General features: G+C 41.7%; 16 protein-coding genes. 9 read left to right on the forward strand and 7 right to left on the reverse strand.

The features are described from left to right. A partial coding sequence (locus tag G7B18_RS11420; protein ID WP_164122633.1) for a hypothetical protein occupies window positions 1-1,428 on the forward strand: 1,428 nt, incomplete at its 5' end. A gap of 921 nt (window positions 1,429-2,349) precedes the next feature. Here G7B18_RS11420 and G7B18_RS11425 read toward each other — a convergent pair. Together G7B18_RS11425 and G7B18_RS11430 are read right to left on the reverse strand one after the other, a co-directional pair. Continuing rightward, complete coding sequence (locus G7B18_RS11425; RefSeq protein ID WP_164122635.1) at window positions 2,350-3,543, reverse strand: DUF1501 domain-containing protein; 1,194 nt, start codon at window positions 3,541-3,543, stop codon at window positions 2,350-2,352. 12 nt (window positions 3,544-3,555) lie between these two features. Continuing rightward, window positions 3,556-4,953 carry a DUF1800 family protein gene (locus G7B18_RS11430; protein ID WP_164122637.1) on the reverse strand — a complete coding sequence of 466 codons (1,398 nt, stop codon included), beginning with the start codon at window positions 4,951-4,953 and terminating at the stop codon, window positions 3,556-3,558. A gap of 266 nt (window positions 4,954-5,219) precedes the next feature. Here G7B18_RS11430 and aspA point away from each other — a divergent pair, with 266 nt between their 5' ends. Together aspA and G7B18_RS11440 are read left to right on the forward strand one after the other, a co-directional pair. Continuing rightward, window positions 5,220-6,629, forward strand: coding sequence for an aspartate ammonia-lyase (gene aspA, locus G7B18_RS11435; RefSeq protein ID WP_164122639.1), 1,410 nt, complete (start codon window positions 5,220-5,222; stop codon window positions 6,627-6,629). Next, the gene (locus tag G7B18_RS11440) at window positions 6,626-7,975 is read left to right on the forward strand and encodes an anaerobic C4-dicarboxylate transporter family protein (protein ID WP_164112452.1); all 1,350 of its coding nucleotides are present in this window, start codon (window positions 6,626-6,628) and stop codon (window positions 7,973-7,975) included. Before aspA ends, G7B18_RS11440 begins: the two co-directional genes overlap by 4 nt. 163 nt (window positions 7,976-8,138) lie before the next feature. Here G7B18_RS11440 and G7B18_RS11445 read toward each other — a convergent pair whose 3' ends face one another. After that, entirely contained in the window at window positions 8,139-9,398 is a 1,260-nt protein-coding gene (locus tag G7B18_RS11445; RefSeq protein WP_164112453.1) for a tetratricopeptide repeat protein, read from the reverse strand. Window positions 9,399-10,092: 694 nt separating this feature from the next. On the opposite strand from G7B18_RS11445, the gene G7B18_RS11450 reads away from it, so the two are divergent. Further along, window positions 10,093-11,529: a hypothetical protein gene (locus tag G7B18_RS11450; RefSeq protein ID WP_164112454.1), complete on the forward strand. Its 1,437-nt coding sequence runs from the start codon at window positions 10,093-10,095 to the stop codon at window positions 11,527-11,529. A gap of 68 nt (window positions 11,530-11,597) precedes the next feature. Here the strand turns inward: G7B18_RS11450 and G7B18_RS11455 are convergent, their stop codons facing one another. From G7B18_RS11455 to rpoN, 3 genes are all read right to left on the reverse strand, one after another. Beyond that, entirely contained in the window at window positions 11,598-11,945 is a 348-nt protein-coding gene (locus G7B18_RS11455; protein ID WP_164112455.1) for a hypothetical protein, read from the reverse strand. A gap of 102 nt (window positions 11,946-12,047) precedes the next feature. Next, window positions 12,048-13,700: an ABC1 kinase family protein gene (locus G7B18_RS11460; RefSeq protein ID WP_164112456.1), complete on the reverse strand. Its 1,653-nt coding sequence runs from the start codon at window positions 13,698-13,700 to the stop codon at window positions 12,048-12,050. 124 nt (window positions 13,701-13,824) lie between these two features. Next, complete coding sequence (gene rpoN, locus G7B18_RS11465; RefSeq protein ID WP_164112457.1) at window positions 13,825-15,285, reverse strand: RNA polymerase factor sigma-54; 1,461 nt, start codon at window positions 15,283-15,285, stop codon at window positions 13,825-13,827. Between the two features lie 362 nt (window positions 15,286-15,647). Here rpoN and G7B18_RS11470 point away from each other — a divergent pair, with 362 nt between their 5' ends. Both G7B18_RS11470 and G7B18_RS11475 read left to right on the forward strand, forming a co-directional pair. Further along, window positions 15,648-17,846, forward strand: coding sequence for a penicillin-binding protein 1A (locus G7B18_RS11470; protein WP_370626387.1), 2,199 nt, complete (start codon window positions 15,648-15,650; stop codon window positions 17,844-17,846). 78 nt (window positions 17,847-17,924) lie between these two features. Continuing rightward, window positions 17,925-21,065, forward strand: a complete 3,141-nt coding sequence (locus G7B18_RS11475) for a basic secretory protein-like protein (protein ID WP_240452842.1) — start codon at window positions 17,925-17,927, stop codon at window positions 21,063-21,065. 165 nt (window positions 21,066-21,230) lie between these two features. On the opposite strand, the gene G7B18_RS11480 is transcribed toward G7B18_RS11475, so the two are convergent. Further along, window positions 21,231-21,572 (reverse strand): hypothetical protein, encoded by a 342-nt coding sequence (locus G7B18_RS11480; protein WP_164112459.1) that lies wholly within the window; start codon window positions 21,570-21,572, stop codon window positions 21,231-21,233. A 104-nt stretch (window positions 21,573-21,676) separates the two neighbouring features. Here G7B18_RS11480 and G7B18_RS11485 point away from each other — a divergent pair, with 104 nt between their 5' ends. The 3 genes from G7B18_RS11485 to nusA all read left to right on the forward strand — a co-directional run bounded on the left by G7B18_RS11485 (window position 21,677) and on the right by nusA (window position 24,349). Next, on the forward strand, window positions 21,677-22,459 hold the full coding sequence (locus G7B18_RS11485; protein WP_164122641.1) for an XRE family transcriptional regulator: 783 nt from the start codon (window positions 21,677-21,679) through the stop codon (window positions 22,457-22,459). A 184-nt stretch (window positions 22,460-22,643) separates the two neighbouring features. Continuing rightward, window positions 22,644-23,108: a ribosome maturation factor RimP gene (gene rimP / locus G7B18_RS11490; RefSeq protein WP_164112461.1), complete on the forward strand. Its 465-nt coding sequence runs from the start codon at window positions 22,644-22,646 to the stop codon at window positions 23,106-23,108. Between the two features lie 2 nt (window positions 23,109-23,110). Then, the gene (gene nusA, locus G7B18_RS11495) at window positions 23,111-24,349 is read left to right on the forward strand and encodes a transcription termination factor NusA (protein WP_164112462.1); all 1,239 of its coding nucleotides are present in this window, start codon (window positions 23,111-23,113) and stop codon (window positions 24,347-24,349) included. Window positions 24,350-24,440 lie beyond the last annotated feature (91 nt).

Consider the following 24,440-nt stretch of genomic DNA (forward strand, 5'->3'; position numbering starts at 1 on the left):
AGTCTTCGTTCTGCCCAAGGCCTGCCTTTGTCCGGCCTTGATTCTTTCAAAACACGGTCGATCCCCGATGGATCCCCGATGAATCCCCGGTCACCATCGGGGCGCGATCGGAGAACGATCGGAAGTTCATCGGGGAAAAGTGGTATTTGCCCAGGTTCTGGCAGGTACCCAGTAGGAACTTTGTTTACTTATTTATCAGCTTTTGCTCGTTATTTCGTTGCCTCCGAGGCAAAGGATAGGCAAACAATAGACAAAGAACAGGCCAAGCGCCAACAAAGCCCAGAGAAAGAGCCGCAGATAGGTAATGCTTTTGCAGGCGGCAACGAGGTGTCCGACAGGAGAGAGGTAGTGACTTTGTTCGCACCTTGTTCGCCCCTTGTTCGCCCCTTGTTCGGCAAATGTCTACCTATTCTCTACAGATTCTCTACAGATTGTCTACTGTTTCTCTATGTATTCTGTAGAGAAACAGTAGACAAACATAGGACAGAAGGTAGAGCGGTTCCGAAGCGGTTGCGAAGCAGTTCCGAACAAGGTATGGACAGGGCACCTGCAAAATGCAGATCAGGCAAGGATGAAGTGCTGGCAAAATACTTAAAAAAGGCTTCATCGCTACTGTACAGCGCTTCGGATTCTGTCGCTAAATCCATCGCTAGGGCTTCGGGATTGGGCCGTACCTGCGTGCAGAGCTGTTCGACTGTTGTTCGGCCGTTGTTCGAGTCCTGTTCGACAGCGAGTCGAAGCCCAGTCGAAGCCGGGTCGAACAGCACCCGAAGGAGTGTCGAAGCAGTCTCGAACCCGTCCCGAAGCGCTGTCGAAGAACAGTCGAAGGGCACTCGAAGCCTTGTCGAAGCGGAGGGTGCGCGAACGAAGGTTGAACGAGGGATGATACCAGAACGACCTGCTGGAAGAGAGATCGGTTGCTTCGTTGTCGTTCCTCCCACTCGCACGGACATCAACCCCATAGATGACCTATATGTGGACCGATTGATTTCAAGGGGTTTTCGAGCGCGCTGTAGGGCTTTCGGGAGCAAAGTGGAGTCTATGATCGTCGGTAGTAAAATAATGCGGGAGAGGAGCTTAAAATGGCTTAAACAAAGAACGTATGGCCGAGGGCCTATGGCAAGTGGGGTATCTGCAAAGACAAAGCTGGTGCCAGTAGGCGAGCGACCTCTCCACTACGGCCGAGGGGACGAAAAAAGAGGGGTGTGGCTCCCGGGAGCTATCAGCCATAAGCTATCCGCTTGTTTAATAATATTTTGTGTTGTGTTTAGTAGTCCCGCCACAAGCGGGGCGGTCGCTCAGACGCAGCCGGGGTCGGTACTCCAAGGTGAGGTACGCTCGGCTGCCGATGGGTCGATCATCGAAGGGGCGACGGTCACGAACGGCAAAAATACCGTACATACAGATGCAAAAGGCGGCACGTTCTAGCCTTTTGTCGTTAATGTGTTCTTGTAGGCTTTGCTGGTGTAGCTTTTACCTTTTAGTCCCATCCTGCTCTATATTGTATCATTACTTTATATTTTCAGTAATAAGATTCTAGTTTAGTGTTGATATCACGAAATAGTTTACATAGAGGCGATGGTTTATCCATTTTTAGAAAGTCAAAAAAACGAAAGATTTTTAAAAGAAATTACAAGGGCTTATTCACGAAAAGTAAGAAGTGTAATCGGCTCGTGCTGGCGTAACGCGGATTATCTCCTCCGGAGTGATTGGGATTCTATATCCGTGTTGATAAATTTTGTTATGTTAAATAGAGGGTCTTGGAAATGTTTCGGCCCGTTATTGCATTTTTAAGTAGTATTGTGCTTTTTTACGGTATTGGAGCAACTGGGAGAGCGGTTTTAAACCGTTGATCTTTATTTGTAACGATGAAGAGAGGATATCATGCCGAAAGACTAACGGTAATGCTATTACCAAAGCCGGATAGAGGAGTCGTCACTTTGAGGGGAATCAACAATTATCAATTTTTAAACAGGGGACTATTCACTGCTCCACAGGATGTACAATGCCTTAATGTTTAAAGCAGCAGATGTCGTGCAAGGGAGGAATCAAATTTGAGTTTTAAAGTTGGGGTAAGAGAGCGGAGTGGCTAGATAAAATTAGTGGAAATAGTCATTTTTTGCCATTGCGAATTTTGCAATAGTTTAAATTCTGTTATTTCTTTAAAGTAAAACAACGTTATTAATCAGTGTTATTATTGATTTTATATGATGTTTTAGTATAAGTTAAGTAATACTTTATATACGGTCTTGACTTAAGCTTCCGCTGACCCACTCCGCTCTTGTTTTTGCGACAGAAGAAGTGGGAAGTTATGCTAGTGAATTAAGAGATGTCGTATAACTTATTCTCTCAAATGAAATCAAGTGTTTTGAAGTCTCTGCCCAGTATATCTGGGGCGCTGCTGTTTAACCATTTATCTAAGATGGTCGCATATACATTTTTAAAGTCTACGCTGTACTGAAGGTCACCACTGCTCAGGTTGGATAGGTCGGGCAACGCATTGATAATTCCTTTTTGTCGTAGTGCGCCGCTGATGAAAAACATATTGTTTGCTGTCCCGTGGTCAGTGCCTGCGCTTGCATTTTGGGCGACGCGACGACCGAACTCGGAGAAGGTCATAATGAGTGTGTCTTTGAAGCGATTTTCCTTTTTTAAATCCTTGATAAACACTTCTAATCCGGCATTCAGTTCTTTGAAAAGTTCAGTTTGTCTACCGACTTGTCGTACGTGGGTATCAAAGCTACCCAATGAAACGTAATACACGCTGGTATTGATATCACTTCGGATCAATGAAGCGATATGTTTGAGATTATTGCCAAATGCGGTCGAGGGATAGTCTGCCGTACTGGGGTTTGTTCTTGATTTTTCTAAGATATAGTTGGTGCTATTGATCGTGTCTCCCAATATTTTGTACAGATAGTCGGCCATCTCGTGTTCATGATGGTGTACCTGCCCGACATTTTTGTAGAACTGTTCCTGCGATTTTGTATATAGTTTTCGTGGATCTCGAAAGGTGATACCTTGGTACTGTTCTCCTTTAAGCGCCAGGCTTAAAATGTCGTCGGTCTCGATAAGCTGAACAGGCAGGTCGCAGTCTTTGCATTGATGGTCCAGATAGCGACCTAGCCAACCTGTTGACAGGTATTCGTCGGGGTTGCTGGCTGTATGCCAGATATCCATACTCCTGAAGTGCGAACGGTTGGGCTCGGGATAGCCAACATTGTTGAGCACAGCCAGACACCCTTCGTCATGTAATGTCTTCAATATCGGGAGATGGGGATTGAGCCCCGCATCATCGTTTATCCGTAAAGCCTGATTTTTGCCGATAGCTATCGCTGGCCTACTGCTATAGTAAAGGTCATTGGTATAGGGTATAAGGGTGTTTAATCCATCATTACCTCCGGTCAGCTGTATGACTATCAATACTTTTTGCCTGCCATCAGGTAGGGTGTTTCCTGCCATGGCATTCAAAAATTTGGGGAGAAATAAGCTTGCTGAGGCAAGTGCTGTCGTTTGTAAAAACGTTCTTCTTTTGATTAACATGATGCTTGAGGTTTAACAGAGTTGATATTCGGGTAGATTCATCAGGGCCTGTGCATATTCATTTTTATCACCGCCACTTTTGCGCTGTAACAACGATCGGGTCTCCTGCGGGATTGCTGCCGCACTGATGGATGTGGTAATGGTGGATTCATTTTGCTGGGACAACCAGAGATTCCACGCGGGGTTGGAGACAATCCTGCCACGCTGCTGAAGACGTACGATATCATCTGGATTGGATAGACCCATATTGGTATCGTCGTCACTTTTGGTTCTTAAATTGGCTGTTACTGCCCCTGCGATAATCTGTGGTAGCTGCAACCGTACCATTAGCGTGCTGCTGTCCAACCAGTTTTTGCCGGATGGCCAGCCAGCAATACTGGGCGGATTAAATAAAACCTGACCCAACTGCTTTTGGGTCCGATACTGTAATTGTTCTTCTATGGCGGCAACAGGGGATAATCGCTGCATACCGACCAATAACTCGATCGGGGATTTTACCCGGTTGCCTGTATATTGCGATGCATAAAACCACTCGCTATCAAAGATACTATCCAATAACTGCCGGATATTATAGTCTTTGCGAAATGCTGCAGCCAACACTTGGACTCTATGCTGGTCTACCGTCTCACTGACAAAATAGCGGTATACCTTTGTGACAATAAAAACCGGAGTCTGGGGATGGTCTAGGATGATGTCGATTACATCATCGCCATTGAAGCGGCCTGTCTTACCAAGTATCTGCTTAATACCGTCATCATGCAATCTGCGATGGAATGCAAATCTTCCATCTTTGCCAACTCCCCAACCTGTAAACGCTCGGGCCGCTTCCTTGATGTCTTGCTCGGTGTAGTGGCCGATCCCCATGGTAAAAAGTTCCATGATCTCGCGTGCAAAATTTTCATTGGGTGAGCTTTTTCGATTCTGTTGGTTATTGAGCGAGAGTACCATGGCGCCTGATTTGCTTACTTCGCTTAAAAGATCACGGAAATTGCCTAAAGCGTGGCGCCTGATACTATTGACGGCGTCCTGTTGTAGAAAACTATTCGGGTGGCGTATAGCAAAGTGATGATGCCAGAAGAAGCTTACTTTTTCGCCAAGTTGATTGGTGCTGTTTACCATTGAACGTATCCATTGCTGATTAAATTCTTTGATATCCTTGGCGCTTTGTTGCCTTATCTTTCTGTTCCACGCCTCTTTTTCTGCTTTGCTAAGATCTGCGCCTGCACTCTTGTCGTAATTATCCTGGACGAAGGAACTGGAGGGGCTGATATCGGGTAGGACTGTCAAACTATTGCTTTTTATGTTTTGCCATAATTGTCTAGTAGTCAGTTTGTCTAATTTCTGAATATCTGAAAGAGCTGGGCCAAAGCCACTACGCCATAGTAGGTGCAGGTTTTTACTTTTCTCCATGATAAGGCCTATTTAAAGTAAGATAATTGCGTGTTACGATTCTTTAGATATAAATAACAGTAAAAGGTTCAATCTGTTCTAATTTTTTTTACCCAGAACATTGAAAGTTCCCAGGAAGGTCGGGGTAAACTGGTAATGGAGGAAAACTGCAAAAATCGCTTTTAAAATACCACATAATTATATTGCGCGTAAAGGCTAATTTATGTAGGTTTGATACCGATCACTTATATACACCAAATACAAACCATATAAACAAACAGAACACGATGACAACTTTCAGAATTGAACATGATTTCTTGGGGGAAAAGGAAATTAGCAACGACTGCTACTATGGGGTGCAGACGATGCGCGCCAAAGAGAATTTTGATATTACAGGAATACCGATCGGTAGTGAACCGCTTTTTATTAAAGCCTTTGGTTATGTCAAGAAGGCCGCAGCCTTGGCCAATAGAGATTTGGGTATCCTGGATCTGAAGAAAGCTGAAGCAATTGCTTATGCCTGTGACCGTCTGATTGCGGGTGAATTTGCCGATCAGTTTGTGAGCGATCTTATTCAGGGGGGTGCCGGCACCTCTACGAATATGAATGCAAATGAGGTGATCGCCAACCTAGGGCTCGAATACTTAGGCCATAAAAAGGGAGAGTACCAATACCTCCACCCCAATAACGATGTCAATCTATCCCAAAGTACGAATGACGCCTATCCCTCCGCTTTTCGAATTGCGGTCTATCTTAAGATAGCTTCATTTTCGCAGGCGCTGGAAGAGCTTCAGATGGCATTCTATTCGAAAGGAAAGGAATTTGAAGGGGTCTTGAAGATGGGGCGTACCCAATTGCAGGATGCCGTACCGATGACACTGGGACAGGAATTTAACGCCTTTGCGACGACTTTGGGTGAGGACGTGTTGCGTATACGGGAGGCTTCTCTTTTGATCACGGAGGTGAATATGGGGGCTACGGCGATCGGTACAGGAGTGAATGCCCCTGAAGGGTACGCACAACTATGTATCAACTACCTGGCAGAGATCAGTCAGGTGCCGGTGACGCTCGCGGCAGATCTTATCGAAGCGACTTATGATACAGGAGCTCTGGTACAGCTGAGTGGTACGTTAAAGCGGAATGCTATAAAACTAAGTAAGATATGTAATGATCTGCGGTTGCTGAGCAGTGGGCCAAGGTGCGGTCTTAATGAAATTAATCTGCCTGCTATGCAGCCGGGATCGTCGATCATGCCGGGCAAAGTGAATCCGGTCATCCCTGAATTAATGAATCAGACCTGTTATTACGTAATCGGTGCTGATCTGACAGTGACTATGGCTGCGGAGGCCGGACAACTGCAGCTTAATGTTATGGAGCCTGTCATGGGGATGGCACTATTCACCTCTTTACAGTACCTGACCAAGGCATGCCGCACACTAAAAGATAAGTGTGTAGTGGGGATCACTGCTAATGTGGAGCATAGCAAAAATATGGTAATGCAAAGTATCGGTATCGTGACGCAACTGAACCCGATATTGGGGTATGAGGAGTGTTCGTCTATCGCTAAGGAGGCTCTTAGCTCGGGCAAGTCTATATACGAAATAGTCGTGATCGAACGGAAATTAATAAGTCAGGCGAAGTGGGAAGAGATCTATTCGATTGAAAACCTGATCCATCCCAAATTTATTGCCCGATGATATTTGTGCAGTTAGCAATCTTACTGGGGATGATATTGATCGGATCCCGGATGAAAGGAATAGGTCTGGGGGTGATGGGGATGGTCGGTCTATTGATTTTTGTGTTTGTATTTGGTATGACTCCTGCTGAGCCTCCGATCGCGGTACTATTGATTATTCTGGCTATAGTGACTACGGCCGCTACTTTGCAGGCTGCAGGTGGACTGGATTATCTGGTTAGTATCGCCGAACGTATCATCCGTAAAAATCCAAGCCGAATAACGTTTATTGCGCCGTTTACGACTTATTTTTTATGTCTATTTGCAGGCACCGCCCATATCGTGTATTCGCTGCTGCCTATTATTTCGGAGGTGGCTGCCAAACAGCGTGTGAGACCCGAGAGGCCACTTTCTGTATCGGTAATAGCATCGCATTTAGCGATCACCGGAAGCCCTATGAGTGCGGCCAGCGCATCTTTGGCTTCTATACTGGCGTATTCATCTGCATCTATTCATATCATGATGATCTGTATACCGGCCGCGATCTGTGGAATATTGGCCAGTATATTAGCGGTATGGAAGAAAGGGGTAGAACTGGATAGGGATCCCGTATTTTTGGAAAAAATGAAAGATCCTGAGTTTGCGCGCTCAATGGATCCGATGGAAGTTGATGAAGGAAAGAAGGTGCATTATGAACCGAAGCCGGGAGCAAAGACAGCGGTAGCTATCTTTGCCTTCGCTATTCTTCTGATTGTGATTTTTGGTGCTTTTCCGGGGTTGGTACCTCATGTGGGCGGTAATCCTAGTTTTAGCGTAAATGCAAACGGTAATATCAACCTTACCACACTGATCATGATCATCACGCTATCGGCGTCGGCGATGATCATGTTGGTCACCAAGACTTCGACTGCCGAGGTAGCGAAGATGAGCCTATTTACATCGATGGCGACAGCTGTCGTATCGATACTCGGGGTGGTGTGGATGAGTGCTACGTTTATGTTGGCCAATGAGGCGGCGATCGAACATACTTTTAAGGGTATCGTCACAGCGCAGCCTTGGACATTTGCGATAGCATTATTTCTGATGGGTGCGTTGACATTCAGCCAAGCAGCCACCACACGTACAATCATGCCTATGGGCGTAGCGCTAGGAATCACTAATCCGCACCTACTGGCCATGTTTCCAGCTGTAAATGGTGACTTTCTACTCCCGGGCTATCCGACTCTGCTGGCAGCCATAGATTTTGATCGAACGGGAACAACCAAAATCGGAAAGTTTGTCGTAAATCATAGCTTTATGCTGCCTGGTATAGTGGCCATCGTCGTGACCATACTGGTCGGCTTTGCATTAACGGGGATATTGCTTTAAGTAGAAAGACCTGCACACCTGCAGGTCTTTCTATTACTTGGCCGATTCTCCATTTAAAAACGAGCGAACGAACTCGTCATCCTGGAGATCGGGATAGTCGCGGTGTACGCGGTCAATCTCTTGCATTTCACTTGCACCAGTATTACGGAAAAAATCACTACGATCAATCTCCTAAGTCGGTGAACCTAGTTTTATCCTTAAGCAAAGCTGAACGATTGTCGATGTCCAATATTTCGTAAATAGCTTTTAGATGATACTTAACCGTATTTTCGGATATAAATAACTCTGTCCCAATTTCTTTATTGGTCTTGCCTTGTCTAACGAGTTCAATTACTTCAATTTGTCTGGCCTTTAATTTAGTGTTCTTTAGTTTTTTGCTTATATCGTCTTTTACTTCTTCCGAAGTACGGTTGATATATTGTTCTAGTCTAATGCGCATCTGATCCATTTCTTTTTCCATCAGGATTCGACGGTGCTTGTTTGATTGATAGAGTTTGAACAGCACAAAAATAAGAGTACATAGAAGAATAATAATACAGGAAAATAGCCACATAAGATTTTTCCGGTTTACGATTTCTATCTCATTGCGTTGTTGTAATAGCTCTTTTTCAAGTAGGTTAAGTTTACCACTTCTATTGGCAGCATCGTATTGACGACGGGCCTCGCTAACGGTTTTTTGCGCCAGATAGGCTTTTTCATACTCTTTATTGGACGTATAATAATAGATGATGGTCTCGTACATCATGATTTTATAAATGTCGATATCATACATGTTTGCATATTCAAGTCCCTTTTCAAATGCCGCTAAAGCCTCCTTTTTAAGGCCCATATTGTTATAAAGCTCTACTTTGACTTTATAGATAATAGGAAGGTGTTTGGGGGATTCTTTCTCCAAAAGCTGGATACAGTCATCGAAGTGTTGATCAGCCTCTTTATAGTTGCCTTTGTGAAGTTCGAGGTGGCCAAGGATACACTGATAGAATGCGCGGGTCTCTTTTTTGACATATTGAAGATTTTCGGGCTTTACTTGTTTTAGCAGTTCTAGGTACTCCTTTTCATTCTTAAGGTCAAAATGAATGAGTATGCGCTCAATAATGACCCGGATGTTTAGCTGATCTTCTTTGTCTGTATTTTTAATTTCCTGAGCGGCCAGCTCTAGATTCTTTAAGGCACCAGAGTAATTATACAGCTGTTTGTAGGTTAGTGATTTTTCTAAGTATGCATAATAACGGTCATAAACGGTAGAACGGGGATCACTTATGATTTTTTCTAAAATAAGGATAGACTTTTCGTTTTGATTGTTATCATTTAAGGCTGAAATCTCTTCATGCAACTGAAGGGGGTCAATCTGTTGGCAATATGATGTGACGGTAAGAAATAATATTTGTGCTAATAAGAAGATGAATTTTGAATTTGTAAACATAACTTTCGTCTGCAAATATTGCGTGTAAATGTAATAATCGAATCGTTTGGCCTGCGCAAAATGAATACAAAGGTACGTTTTTTTTATCCTAAGAAGTACTCCGGTGTGTTTCTTTTGGGGAATCAAGGTTTCCAAATTCATGTCGGCGATTAGGAGATTATCGGTATATAGACCTTCTTTGGATGTAAAAGTCTCACCGATATACTTGATATATAAGGTTTCTTAATTGTTTATAATGCCTTTTCGAGAACCAACACCTTGACGTCAAAAAAAACCTATTATAGCTGTGATAGCCTTTTTTTCCGATGTCGATTACAAAGAATACGTATGGAGCTGCCCTTGACAAAAGAAACTCTAGAGGTGCTAAAGTAAAAACAACTGAAAAAGGTATGTTTTTTCTTTCCGGCTTAGTTTCATATGGTTGATAATCAGATTTTTTTGACTTCTTTATTGTAAAACAAGAAGGATGTGGTGTTGAAAAAAAATTAGCGACAAGGAAATATAGGGTTTCTTTAATCGGTAATAAATTGCTATTTTAGTTTTGTTTTTTAAGCCTGAGTATCTCAGATAGGACTTGAAAATTTGCATAAACTCACCTTTGAAACTGGGACTATGTGAAAGAAAACTGATTCGGAACTGAATAATAGCGTGAATTGTAATCTGGAAAATATGTGACGCAGGAAGGAGGAATATCTTGGAAATAGATGAAAATAGTAGCGGTGCTCTTCGTAGGCTCAAAAGAGTCCCAAATAGAGGAGCTTATGAAGTGAAAAGTTGTTTAGATAGAAAACATATATCACCATATGGGCGCATCTTGTATGTAAATAAAGCCGCGCGCGATGGAAATGGCTCGGGTAAGAATTGGGAAAATGCCATAGTTGAACTCGCTGATGCATTGAGATGGGCTTATGAAAATAAAGATAAAGGCCTATGGTCGGAGGCCGAACCATTGCAGATATGGGTAGCTGAGGGAACTTATCGGCCGATGTACAGCCCTGAAGATGGTAAGCACTTTAGTACCCCCATTAAGGAGCCGAGAGATCGTAGTTTTTTGCTGGTCAAGAATGTGCAATTGTATGGTGGTTTTCCGATGTCGGGTAATCCAGGGATGTCTGACCGCCTGTTAAAACTTAGGGGTGGTAGTGCAACTATTCTGAGTGGAGACTATAAGGGAGATGATAGTATTGTCGGCAAAGGAAAGGGGCTAAAAATGACAGATAGAACGGATAAAGCTTTTCATGTGGTGTTATTGGCCGGGGATATGGGCGAAAAGTGTAGGCTGGATGGATTTTCTATAGTGGGAGGTGGAAGCGACAACCAAGGATCATCAATTCGGGTGGCTGGGCATCGTTTTTGCAGGGCTTATGGTGGAGGGATATATAATATGGTGACGGCTGGATCTCCAACGTTTAAAAATCTGGAAATCTGTGATAATATGGCTTCTTCTACTTCTGCATATGCTTACGGAGGTGGTGTTTATACGGAATATAGTGGTGAAGGTGTAATGACTTGGCACAACAACAACATCCATAACAATACTGTTTTGTCATCATCGGTCGCTTCGGCTGCTTTTGGAGGAGCTGTTTATAACTGGAACTATGGTAAGGGGACAATGATATGGACGAATAATTATTTCAGTGATAATGCCGCCACATCAACATCATTGACTTATGGTGGAGCTATCTATAATGCGAATGAAGGTGTCATGACATGGACCAATACGGTCGTAAAAGATAATCATGCTACTTCGAGTTCATTAGCTTATGGTGGCGGAATATTTAATAGTAATAGTGGCGCTATAGCATGGATTAATAACCAAATTGTCGGAAATAGGGTCTGTTCTTCTCATTCTTCGGCTTATGGAGGCGGTGTTTATAATAAAAATACAGAATCTGGCACGATGACTTGGATCAATAGTAGTATCGTAGGGAATACTATTGTCGGAAATCCTAATTCGGTAACAGCGGGGATGTATAATAAATCAGGTACACGCATCAAAGTCTATAACAGTGTAGTTTATGGCAATGAAGGTGTGAGAAGTCTAGATGAGGACGCTAGCTTGGCAGTTCCGTTTTCAATTGATTTTTACTATACCAACTTTTTCATCGAAATCGACAGCGAACGTATGTAATGCGGGGAATTGCCATGCTGGAAGAGGTTAATCAATCCATTGCGGATATACGTTTTGGAAGCGGTCCACTACTTCTCGTCAAATAGTTCTTGAAAGGTTTTTCCGGTACGTGATAGGATAATGGAATCTGCAAATTGATTATATACTGCATAGTGTTGGTTGGGGATGTCAATATTATTTATCAACAAAATATTGTGTTCGCGTAAACGGTTAAATAGACGAGAGGGGGCTGCAGCGATCCCGAAATAATAATATTTGAGACTATCTTTGTCTAGATCGGATTCTGCGACCATAAAAACAGAGTCTCGTAGGGTGAGACCACCTGCATACGTTGCTTTACCACCTATAGGTGCTGAAGAATTACAGGAATAGGTGGATATAGCTAAACCTATAATAAATAATATATTGTTTTTCATATTTAGTTAGAATTGGTAAGCTTTGCTAAAAAGAGCAAGATAACAAGATAAAGTAAAGATACCAAAAAAATAAAAGAGCTAACTTAAGAGATAATACGTGATTTACGCTGTTTTTGCTTTTCGAATCCAACCAATGATCAACAAAGTGAAACTTAGGATAAACAATGTCCATGTGATCCATGGTAAACCCAAAAGTGCGGGCTGTTGGGTATCTGCCAGCAAGCAGGCACCAAGGAATGTAGCACAGGCAAGATATAGATGTCTGTTGACACTGTGATCTTTGCGTTGTTGTCGCTGAAATGTTTCGAGATCTTTGCTGTCCAACCGTATTTTTAGTTCGCCCTGTTCGACTTTATGGAGTAAATCTGTCATGGATTGGGGGGCTGTTGTCAGTGTACCTTGCAGTTGCTGTAGGGATTGCAGTATATTCTCGATGACATATGGAGGGGATAGTCGTTTGGCCATAATTTTAGCAACATAGGGTTTTACTTTGTCTATAATGTTTAAATCGGGTAGAAGGGATCTTCCTATTCCCTCGATAAGTACGATGCCACGAACCAAAAGATAAATATAATCTGGCATGAGGATGTCATTTTTATTGAGAATATTGGAGAATCTGGAAAATATGTCTTTGATATCGAGTTCTTTTAGGGTCTGTGAATCAATCATTGTAAACAATTGCTGGAGATCACGCACAAGGATCTTTTCGTTTGTGATATTGATACGTATTGACATCTTTTTGATGGATCGTATCAGGTTGTCGATATCTTTGTTTACAAAGTAGAGAATAAAGTTTTCGAGATATTCTTTGTCTTTGGGGAGTAGCTTGGCCATAGCGCCCAGGTCGATAAAGGCAATCTGACCGGAGGGTGTGACCAAGAGATTGCCCGGATGGGGGTCTGCATGAAAGAAACCATGCTCTAACACTTGAGTAAGATAAAGATCAAGTCCTGTGTCTACAATGTGCTCGGTGTCTAGCTGTTGCAACCGCAGTGCCTCAATATCTGTAATACGTACGCCGTCAATCCAGGAAATGCAGAGCAGATTGTCGGACGAGAGGTTTGCGTATACCTGCATGCGTTTGATTCGACGCTCCTCAGAAAAATTACGTGCAAACTGCTGGATATTTTTGAGCTCGTTGAGAAAAGAAAGCTCTTCCATAATATTCTTTTCGAATGCTTCGAAAACCTGGGGTAGATTGATCTCTCGTATGAGTGGATAATAGCTCATTAATACGTTGATTATATCTTTGATTAGGAGCAGATCGGCCGTGACCATTTCGCGTATTGCGGTTCTTTTTACTTTAAGGATTACGGTGTCGCCGTTGGCCAACGTAGCTTTATAGACCTGGGCAATGGAGGCTGAGGCAAAAGGCTCTTTTTCGATATGAAGGAATGTTTCCGTTATGTCTATTGGTAATTCGCTTTCTAACCATTCATGGATATTGATGTTTTCGGGGGCTACATTGTCTTGAAGCTTCTTTAATTCGAGAATGAGTTCGGCAGGTAATAAGTCTTCACGTGTAGATAGGGCTTGGCCAAACTTGACATAGGTGGGGCCGAGTTCTTCAATCACCTTGCGTATCCGCTCATAAAAGAGGGGCTGGTGATTGGAGGTTTCTGTCGGATTATTGGAATTGCTAGCTGTGTTACTGATCTTTGATTTAAGGTCTTCAAAGCCATATTTTCCCAATATACTGATAAGCTTGGCAGCTCTCTTTAGCTTGTTTTTTTGCTTAACTATAGGATTTTCCATGGATTATGGGGTTATCGTTAGACATTGTACAAGATAGTGTTTTTTTGTGAGGGAAGTTTTTTTACGGATACTTTCCTTCTGCAGGTCAAAACAGAAGGAAAGTTAAATAGGATTCGCCAAAGGACTAGAGTTCCTTACGTAATCGGGCAACCGGAATATTAAGTGCCTCACGGTATTTGGCTACTGTTCTTCTAGCGATGGTGTAACCTTTTTCTTTTAAAATATCGGTAAGTTTCTCGTCTGCTAGCGGTTTACGCTTATCTTCGTTGGCGATACATTCTTCGAGTATTTTTTTTACTTCTTTATTCGATACTTCTTCACCAGAATCTGTTTGAATAGCCTCAGAAAAGAATGATTTTAATAAAAATGTCCCAAACTCTGTCTGTACATATTTGGAATTGGCGACACGGGAGACGGTGGATATATCCATTTCGATCTCTTCGGCGATATCTTTTAGGATCATGGGTTTGAGCATACGGTCATCCCCGGTCAGGAAATAATCATACTGAAACTCCATAATTGCATTCATTGTCTTAAGCAGGGTCTGCTGGCGTTGTTTGATGGCATCAATAAACCATTTGGCCGAATCCAATTTTTGTTTGACAAACTGTACGGCCTCTTTCATTTTTTTGTCGCCTTTCTCTGCTTTTTCATAGTGTTCGAACATATCTTGATACGAACGGGATACACGTAGCTCGGGGGCATTTCGGCCATTGAGTGTGAGATGTAAGACGCCATCATCATTACTGATGTGAAAATCGGGGATGATCTGCAACTGCTTGCCGGCTACTGCAGCAGAATCTCCAGGTTTGGGGTTTAATTTTAATATCTCATTAACAATATCCTTCAGCTGCTCAGAGTTGACGTCAAGTTGCTTTTCGATTTTATCATAATGCTTTTTTGTAAACTCCTCAAGATAGTTTTGGACGACACGTATTGCCTGTCGAACGGTAGGGTTATTCTGGTCTTTTTTCTTGAGTTGGATCAAAAGACATTCCTGTAAGTCACGTGCGCCGATGCCCGCAGGCTCAAAGGACTGGATGACATGAAGCATCTCTTCGACTTCTGCCTCTTCTGTGATTACATTCTGTGAAAATGCAAGATCGTCGATAAGCGAAAGTATCTGCCGTCTTAAGTATCCATCGTCATCAAGACTTCCTATTATTTGATTTCCAATTAGATATTGCTTATCACTTAAAGCTAGTAAATCGAGCTGGCTCTGTAACTTTTCAAAAAAGGAATCTTGAATAGCAATCGGGATTTCCTTTTGCTCGTCCTCATCATCGCTAGAATAGTTACTGCCGTAGTCTTTGTAATCGTCTTCTTGTATATAGTCTTCTACACTGAATTCTTCGTCGAAAGAATCTTCACCGTTTTCATATTCTTCGGGGTCTTTGTCCGGGTATTCTTCTACAGGGTCATTCATATTGGCCAAACTGCCATCCTCTAATGCAGGGTTTTCTTCCAGCTCTTCTTTGATTCGTGTATCTAGAGATGCTGTAGGTACCTGCAACAGTTTTATAAACTGAATCTGTTGCGGAGAAAGTTTTTGTAATAATTTTTGCTGTAATGTCTGTTTTAGCATATCTAAGTTAATTACATGGGTAAAAATAATGATTTAAACCGATATTAGATATTGGATCTCATTTTAATTAAAACGGATGAACATATTTTAATAGAAAATACGGTAGTTAAAATATCGTGTTTCAGTAGATTATTAGAGTTTGTTAAAATTCGTTAATTTTATTGTGCGTAGTTTATTTTTGTTTTGTAAAATATCAGATTTCAAAACATTTTATTCATATTTACCGCATGTTTAGACGTGTTAAAAATAGATTTTTACGATATATACTTATTGTCATTTATAGTATCATATTGTTTACCTGTGCCGTACAACTTAATTTTTTAGGTCTATTTGGCTATTCGCCTACAAAAAAGGATATTGTGATGCCAACTTTGAACGTCGCATCTGAGCTGTATACAGCGGATTCAGTCCTTATTGGACGTTATTTTGAAGAAGATCGTGATCCGGTTCCTTTTGATAGTATTTCTAAACATGTACTCGATGCGCTGATCGCGACGGAGGATATCCGTTTTTATAAACATAATGGCGTTGACTTCTTGGGATTGGTTTCTGGAGCTGTATCTACCTTGAAAGGCGATCCAAGAGGAGCCAGTACCATCACGCAACAATTGGCTAAGAATCTTTTCAAAACACGATATGCGCATGCCCAAGGCTATCTCAACAAGATACCAGGCATAAATATTCTGGTGACTAAGTTCAAAGAATGGATGACCGCGTACAAGCTGGAAAATAAGTATAGTAAGAACGAGATCATTACGATGTACTTGAATACGGTGTCTTTTAGCAATAATGCTTACGGTATCAAATCCGCCTCATTGCGCTATTTTAATAAGCAACCTAGTAAACTGGATATCAAAGAAAGTGCTCTCTTGGTGGGTATGCTCAAAGGGACGACAATTTATAATCCAATACGTAATCCGAAAAATGCTATGCAACGCCGTAATGTGGTGTTGGTTCAAATGGAAAAGTCGGGTTATCTAACGCAGGCTCAGGTGACTGATTTTTCAAAAGATTCGTTGAACTTAAATTTGAATTATAAAGATTCTATTGATGGTAATGACTCTTATATCCGTTCGGCAGTAGCTAGATGGCTGGATAAATGGAGTCAGGACAACGAAATTGATATTAACAAGGCTGGGTTAAAGATCTACACAACGATCGACTCGAGGATGCAGAAAATTGCAGAAAAGGTAGTCGCTGATCGAATGGAGGAATTGCAACGCCGCCTAAAGAATACCTGGGGCAGTGAAGAGCCTTGGCGGGATAAAGAAGGTAATGTGATTCCTGAATTTTTGGAAAATCATGCGCGTAAACTACCTTCCTATGCAGGGTTAATGCAAAAGTACAAGAACAATGAGGACAGTGTGTTTGTAGCGATGAAGGAAAAGCGGGAGATGGAGGTTTTTACCTGGAAAGGAATGGAAAAAGTAAACTATTCCACAATGGATTCATTAAAACACTATCTCATGATGCTGAATACAGGTATGATGGCCATGGATCCGTATAACGGTGAAATTAAAGTGTGGGTAGGTGGTATCAATCACAATTATTATAAATTTGATCACGTCAATCAAGCAAAGCGTCAGGCTGGATCTACTTTTAAGCCTTTCGCCTATATGGCGGCTCTGGAGTCTGGAATGACTCCCTGCGATAAATTTACGGATAAACCTGTGAAGATAGAATTCATCAATAAGAAGGGGGAGAATGAAGTATGGGAACCGAAAAATGCAGATTGGAGCGTGTCTTATCAGGAAATGTCACTCCGTTGGGCGATGGCGAGATCGCTTAATACAATAACAGCTCAGGTGACTGAGGCTGTTGGTTGGGATAAAGTAGTCGATGTAGCACATCAGTGTGGTATAGAAAGTAAGTTGGAGTCTGTACCTTCTGTGGGATTGGGATCGAACGATGTATCGGTGTTTGAGATGGTTCGTGCTTATGGTACCTTTATGAATGGAGGAAAGAAGACTGACCCTGTATTGGTGTCTAAGATTGTAGACATGGACGGTAATACAATCGCTACCTTTAAATCTGAGCAGAAGAAAGTGATCGATCCAGAAAACGCTTGGTTGATGACTTATATGCTAAGAGGTACTGTAGAGGAACCTCGAGGCACTTCACAGGCGTTATGGGAGTGGGACTTGTTTAGAGACGGTAATGAAATTGGGGGAAAAACAGGTACATCTTCGGATTATGTAGATGGATGGTACATGGGGGTGACAAAGGATCTTGTAGCGGGGGTGTGGGTCGGCTGCGACGAACAAAGTATACACTTTAAGAATTCTGCTACAGGCGAAGGATCCAAAACGGCACTGCCTATTTATGCACTGTTCATGGAAGAATTGTATAAACATCCTGAACTGGGGGTAACATTTGGAAAGTTTCCTGAATCTACAGTAGAGATAAAAAAAGAATATAGGTGTCCAAGCCCGCGTATTCGGGTGGAGCAACCTAGTGACAGTACGGATACAACAACAGATACTGAAAATTTAGAGGAGTTGGTACTACCAGAACTAGAGGAGTTGGGGCCAACTGGAGCAGGACAGGGCAACGTGAACTAATTGATGAAACGGTGCTATGATTATGAGTTTTTTACGCTAATTATTGATAGATTTATTGAATTATAAATTACGACAATTATGACTAACGGAATGATCCAGTGGGTGACTAAAATAGCTTTAGCTTTTTTATTTTTGATAGTATTGGGCGAGGCTGCACAAGCGCAATACTTTGGGCAGAATAAAATGCGCTATAAGAAGTTGGATTTTAGGGTGTATGACACACCTCATTTTAACCTTTACTATTATTCAAAAAATGATAGTTTGGTCCGTTGGCTTGCCAAAGAGTCTGAGGTGTGGTATGAGCTACATCAACAGGTCTTTCAAGATACATTCTCCCGAAAAAATCCCATAATCGTCTATAATAACCATCCCGAGTTTCAACAGACTACTGCAATATCAGGAGAGATCAGTGTGGGGACCGGTGGTGTGACCGAGGCCTTCAAACAACGGGTAGTGATGCCTATTATGCAGATCAACCAACAGACGCGACATGTATTGGGGCACGAGCTGGTACACGCATTCCAGTACAGGGTGATCATGGAGGGAGGTGATTCTACTCGTCTGGAAAATCTGGGAAACATCCCTCTTTGGATGGTGGAAGGGATGGCCGAGTATTTTTCGATCGGCAAGAAGGATGCTTTTACATCGATGTGGATGCGGGATGCGTATGTAAATAATGATATCCCTTCACTAAAGCAGATGACGGAGCAGTCCTATAACTACTTTCCTTATCGATACGGACAGGCGTTCTGGTCTTATATCGGCTCTACATATGGTGATACCGTGATTATGCCATTATTTATAGAGACGGCGAAATATGGATATGATTACGCTATGCGAAGGGTATTTGGCTATGATTCGCAGACTGTCTCTACACTATGGAAGAATAGTATGGAAAGTATGTATCGTGGATTGGGAAAGGATACAGCATCACGACCAATTGGTGTATCGTTAATTAACCCCTCGAATGGAGGAAGTATGAATGTGTCTCCTACGATATCTCCCGATGGTAAATATGTGGCTTATCTGTCGGAAAAGGATATGTTCAGTATTGATCTGTATCTCGCAGACGCCTATACAGGAAAGATGATCCGTAAGTTAGGAAGTAAATTGACGAATAAAGATATTGACGAGTTTAGTTTTTTAGAGTCTGCGGGTTCATTTTCTCCAGATAGTAAGAAATTTGCATTTTCTGTGTTTAGTGAGGGAAAAAGCAAGTTGATGACAGTGGACGTGGAGACAGGCAAGACTCTATCTGTGCAATCGATGGGGGATATTGTGGAGTTTGCGAATATAACCTGGGCTCCGGATGGTGAAACACTGGCTTTTTCTGGATTGAGCAATGGACATTCGGATCTGTATACCTACAACTTGAAAACGAACAAAGTGACACAGTTGACGAATGATGTGTATTCGGATTTTCAACCAAGCTATTCGAAAGATGGCAAGTATATTGTGTTTAGTACAGATAGATTGGCGTTGCAAAGTGACAACAGAGAGGTGGATATTCCGATGAACTTAGCGGTATTGACAGTGTCTACGGGAGAGATTCGGAATATTAATGTCTTTCCTGGAGCGAATAACTTAAATCCACACTTTTCCTCCAATGGACAGGAAATCTATTTCTTGTCGAATGGAGACGGCTACCGTAATATGTACCGGTATTTGATTGCTTCAGGTACGGTAGAACGCTTGACGGACTATTTCACAGGAATATCAGGCATTACAGAGTATTCTCCAGCGATGAGCATTTCCAATAACGACGAAATAGTGTACTCTTATTTTAAAAAAAATAAATATAATGTCTATAAAGCGAAAAGTTCTGAATTTGAAGCGGTGGTCGTAGACGGAAGTAAAAGTGACTTTACAGCGGCAATGTTGCCTCCATTGATGAGCAGAGGAGTTAACGTGGTCAATACTAACCTGCGTAATTTTAATGTATTCGGTCGTATCGGTGATGAACAGATTAATAATATCGCCTACACGCCAAAATTTAAATTGGACTACCTAGCCAATAGTGGTATTGGGATGTCTGTAGGTTCGCGATATGGTGCGGGGATCTCGAGTGGTGTGCAGGGTATGTTTTCGGATATCTTAGGTTATAATCAGATTTTTGCTGCCTTGAATATTAATGGAGAGATTTACGATTTCGGTGGACAACTGGCTTACATTAACCAACGTAGTCGTATCAACTGGGGAGGAGCGCTGTCTCATATTCCGTATATGTCGGGATATAATATGTATGAGACAGAGGATTTTGGTAACGGGCCGGAGTTGTCGTTGAATACTTATCTGATTCGTACTTTTCAAACGCAGGCGGAAGGATTTGTAGCTTTTCCATTTAACCGTCATCATCGTGTCGAAGCCGGTGCGGCAATATCGCGCTATAGTTATCGCGTGGATAAATGGCGTCAAAGCTATTATTGGGGATATGGTGATCGGCAAAAGATATCGAATGAGGAGGCAGAAGAGGTGCTAGGAATTAGAAGTATGAAGCCTTTTACGCTGCAGCAGGTGAATGCCGGTTTTGTTGGTGACAATGCGGTATTTGGTATAGCAGCGCCACTGCAGGGGTACAGATACCGATTCGGTGTAGAGCAATATTTTGGAGATTATAGTTTTACCGCGCTGAATGTAGACTTGAGAAAATACCACAGGCTTAAACCTGTGACGATAGCAGGGCGTGTATATTCGTATATGCGTACCGGAAAAGATGAGAAAGCTCTAAACCCGTTGTACATCGGGTATCCGTACCTGATAAGAGGTTACGAAACGGGAAATTTTGACGCACAGGGTAAAGTGAATTTTTCGGATCTGATCGGAACACGTATGGCTATAGCGAACCTTGAGGTACGTATTCCATTTACGGGGCCTGAGAAGCTTGCTGTAGTTAAGTCTGGTTTTTTATTTTCGGATCTGAACTTTTTTATTGATGGAGGTCTGGCATGGCGCGGCGGCGATCAGATTAAATGGGACAAAACGGATGCAGATAAGGTACCTGCAGTTGATGGACAGGGAAAACCTATTATAGATCCAGAAACCAATCAGCAGGTGATGGAATACAGTGAAAATGTCAGAGTGCCAATATTTAGCGCAGGGGTATCATTGCGTGTCAATCTTTTTGGCGCAATGATATTGGAGCCGTATTACGCTATCCCATTTCAAAAGACCCGTTCAAAATTTGGTGCTTTTGGATTAAACTTTACGCCGGGATGGTAGTCTATACCTAAAACATATGCGATATATGTTGAGGTTGTTAAGGGTCGTTGTTTAGACTAAGGTTTAAACAACGACTTTTTTTATGAATATTATAATGTCCTTAAATAGAATTGAGGACTTTTTTATACAACTTATTCTAGTATATCACAACGGAATCAAATTGGCTTAGTAAGCGGACACAAGAGTCTGTGAAAGATGTATTGTTGCGGGGTTGGTCATACCAGCGTTTAACGATGTTATATTTAGCCAATTCGGATTGTGTCTTCTGATTAATCGTTCTTTCTGCATGCGTGTAAAGCGGGTCAGTTCTATCAGACGTTTTTGTGCGATATCAAAAGACGAAAATTCTTCTACGTGTACAATACGATTAAATTTAGGTGACCTACCTGAGCTGTGGATAGAGTGGAATTGCAGATCGGATGATTGTGTCATTAAATCTTGTGTATATCCAGCTTCAACAGATACTCTGTTAGGGTCTGTAGCGATGTAAATTAGGTGTTTTTTCATGTGATATACTAAATTATTTGGTTGTAGTTTTATTTTTTACTAATTTTATTGGCACAATGTTACTAATAAAATTAGTTTTTGAAAAATATATTTTAAAATAATTTATGTCAAACATAGCATCAAACCTGAAGTTCTTAAGAAAAAGGGCTAAACTAACACAGCAACAATTTGCTGATTTAATGGATATTAAGCGTGCATCGGTAGGAGCGTACGAAGAAGATCGTGCTGAGCCTAAATATAGTTTGCTAAAAAAAATAGCTTCTTATTATGATCTATCAATGGACGAATTGGCAAATGATCATATTGACGAGAATTGGAAGCCCGTGCCAAAGAGTAATGCCTCTAACTTACGGGTGCTGAGTGTTACTGTGGATGGGGAAGATCGTGAAAATATAGAATTGGTGCCTACTAAGGCCAGCGCCGGTTATTTAAATGGTTATGGGGATCCTGAGTTCGTGAAGGATCTTCCAAGGTTTTCTCTGCCGATATTTAGACAAGGGACCTATCGGGCTTTTGAGATTAAAGGTGATTCGATGTTGCCAATGCCAAGCGGTACTATAGTGGTAGGCGAGTATGTGGAAAATTGGCACGATATAAAACCTGGACAGACTTATATCGTAGTCTCTAATAATGAAGGTGTCGTTTATAAGCGTATTGCATTTAAATATAAAGACGAAAAAGGGCTGAAGCTACTTTCGGATAATAAAGTGTATGAACCCTATTGGGTTCCTGCAGAGGAAATTCTTGAAGTATGGAAAGCTAAAGCTTATATTTCGACGGAGTTTCCGGAACCGAATGTGGAGCCTACTATGGAATCCTTGACATCCATGATGGCACAGATGCAAAAAACAATAAATGCTGTAGTGGATACAAAAAAGATTTCCTAGTAAGGTTTGTAATGAAAGGGATGTTTTTTGTTTCCAAAATCAATAGTATAAATGGAAATGAATAGCTTCTGTAAAAATATATGCTTATGGGTTGTTTTTTTGAAAAAAAACACCTACTTTTGTAATATCTGAAAGGAAGGGGGCATGGTTTGCCCCCTTTTTTAATTGAATTTTTAATAAGCTTATGCAGGTTGAACAACGTGTTAAAGAATTGGTAGAGGAAAAGATTGCGGATCGAGCAGATCTTTTTATCGTTTCTATAAAGATGTTAAAAAATGGAGTTCTGGAAATTCTATTGGACGGAGATAATGGAATCTCAATTGAAGATTGCGTAGGGGTAAGTAAGCATGTTGGTTTTCATCTAGAGGAGGAAAACGTTATTGAGAATGCGTATCGCCTTGAAGTGTCCTCTCCTGGAATAGACGGCGGCCTAATGTCACTTAGGCAATACGCTAAAAATATAGGGCGGAATGTTCGTGTTAAACTGGTTGATGGAGTTAAGCACGAGGGTAAGCTGTTAAAGGCGTCGGAGTCCGAGATAGTCATAGCAGAGACAACAAAAGAAAAAGGGAAAAAGGCTGAAGTAAAAGAAGTCATGCTTCCAATGGATCAAATAAAAGAAACAAAGGTGTTAATTTCATTTAGTTAAAAATGAGCAGCAATATTAATTTAATTGACTCTTTTCAGGAGTTTAAAGAGTTCAAAAATATCGACCGTCCGACGGTAATAACCGTATTAGAAGAAGTGTTCCGTAGCATGATTCGTAAACGTTTTGGTACAGACGAAAATGTTGACGTTATTGTGAATCCGGATAATGGGGATTTGGAAATGTGGAGAACGCGTGTTGTGATGGAAGATGGGTTTTCGGAAGACGATGATTTGGAGATTGAATTAGCTGAAGCACATCAGTTTGATCCTGATTTAGAAGTCGGAGACGACTATATCGAACAGATTACTTTGGAAAGTTTTGGCCGTCGTGCTATTCTGGCTGCACGCCAGACTTTGGTTTCTAAAGTGTTGGAATTGGAAAAAGATGAGGTCTTTAAAAAATATAAAGATCGTGAAGGTGAACTTGTGATCGGTGAAGTTTATCAAATATGGAAAAAGGAGATTCTTGTGCTTGATGAGGATGGCAATGAATTGATTTTGCCAAAAACAGAACAGATTCCTGCCGATTACTTTAAAAAGGGTGATAGTATCCGTGCCGTAGTATACAAGGTGGATATGATGAATAGTAATCCTAAGATTATTATTTCTCGTACTGCACCGGAATTTTTACAGCGTTTGTTTGAATTGGAGGTTCCTGAGATTTTTGATGGTTTAATTACGATTAAGAAGATTGTACGCGAACCCGGAGAGCGCGCTAAAGTAGCGGTTGAGTCTTACGACGATCGTATCGATCCAGTAGGAGCATGTGTGGGTATGAAAGGATCCCGTATCCACGGTATCGTACGGGAGTTGCGTAATGAGAATATTGACGTGATTAATTTCACAACGAATCATTCTTTATATATCACGCGTGCACTGAGCCCTGCTCGTATCTCCTCAATAAAAATTGATGAGGACGAGAAGACGGCTGCTGTTTATTTAAAACCAGATCAGGTATCATTAGCTATCGGCCGTGGAGGACACAATATTAAGTTGGCAGGCAAATTGACCGGATACGAGATTGATGTATATAGAGAGAATGATGAGGTAGAGGAGGATGTGGATATTGAAGAATTCGCAGATGAAATCGACAGCTGGATCATCGATGAGTTAAAACGCGTTGGTCTGGATAGTGCGAAGTCTGTGTTGTCATTGTCATTAGAAGAATTGACACGACGTACAGATTTAGAAGAAGATACTATTCAAGAGATAGTACGCATTTTGCAGTCGGAGTTTGAATAAGCTTCGATTGCCCCTACGGATATTGCATATTAAATGTAAATATTTGTTAATTGCGAGTAAAAAAAACATATTTTTGTAGTAATAGATTTTT

It is taken from the genome of Sphingobacterium sp. xlx-130, assembly GCF_011007405.1.
Taxonomy (GTDB): domain Bacteria; phylum Bacteroidota; class Bacteroidia; order Sphingobacteriales; family Sphingobacteriaceae; genus Sphingobacterium; species Sphingobacterium luzhongxinii.

Bases quoted from the DNA above. Each gene is read 5' to 3' on its own strand.
- G7B18_RS11425 (WP_164122635.1), bottom strand. From the start codon at position 3,543: ATGTTAATCAAAAGAAGAACGTTTTTACAAACGACAGCACTTGCCTCA.
- G7B18_RS11430 (WP_164122637.1), bottom strand. From the start codon at position 4,953: ATGGAGAAAAGTAAAAACCTGCACCTACTATGGCGTAGTGGCTTTGGC.
- aspA (WP_164122639.1), top strand. From the start codon at position 5,220: ATGACAACTTTCAGAATTGAACATGATTTCTTGGGGGAAAAGGAAATT.
- G7B18_RS11440 (WP_164112452.1), top strand. From the start codon at position 6,626: ATGATATTTGTGCAGTTAGCAATCTTACTGGGGATGATATTGATCGGA.
- G7B18_RS11445 (WP_164112453.1), bottom strand. From the start codon at position 9,398: ATGTTTACAAATTCAAAATTCATCTTCTTATTAGCACAAATATTATTT.
- G7B18_RS11455 (WP_164112455.1), bottom strand. From the start codon at position 11,945: ATGAAAAACAATATATTATTTATTATAGGTTTAGCTATATCCACCTAT.
- G7B18_RS11460 (WP_164112456.1), bottom strand. From the start codon at position 13,700: ATGGAAAATCCTATAGTTAAGCAAAAAAACAAGCTAAAGAGAGCTGCC.
- rpoN (WP_164112457.1), bottom strand. From the start codon at position 15,285: ATGCTAAAACAGACATTACAGCAAAAATTATTACAAAAACTTTCTCCG.
- G7B18_RS11470 (WP_370626387.1), top strand. From the start codon at position 15,648: ATGCCAACTTTGAACGTCGCATCTGAGCTGTATACAGCGGATTCAGTC.
- G7B18_RS11475 (WP_240452842.1), top strand. From the start codon at position 17,925: ATGACTAACGGAATGATCCAGTGGGTGACTAAAATAGCTTTAGCTTTT.
- G7B18_RS11480 (WP_164112459.1), bottom strand. From the start codon at position 21,572: ATGAAAAAACACCTAATTTACATCGCTACAGACCCTAACAGAGTATCT.
- G7B18_RS11485 (WP_164122641.1), top strand. From the start codon at position 21,677: ATGTCAAACATAGCATCAAACCTGAAGTTCTTAAGAAAAAGGGCTAAA.
- rimP (WP_164112461.1), top strand. From the start codon at position 22,644: ATGCAGGTTGAACAACGTGTTAAAGAATTGGTAGAGGAAAAGATTGCG.
- nusA (WP_164112462.1), top strand. From the start codon at position 23,111: ATGAGCAGCAATATTAATTTAATTGACTCTTTTCAGGAGTTTAAAGAG.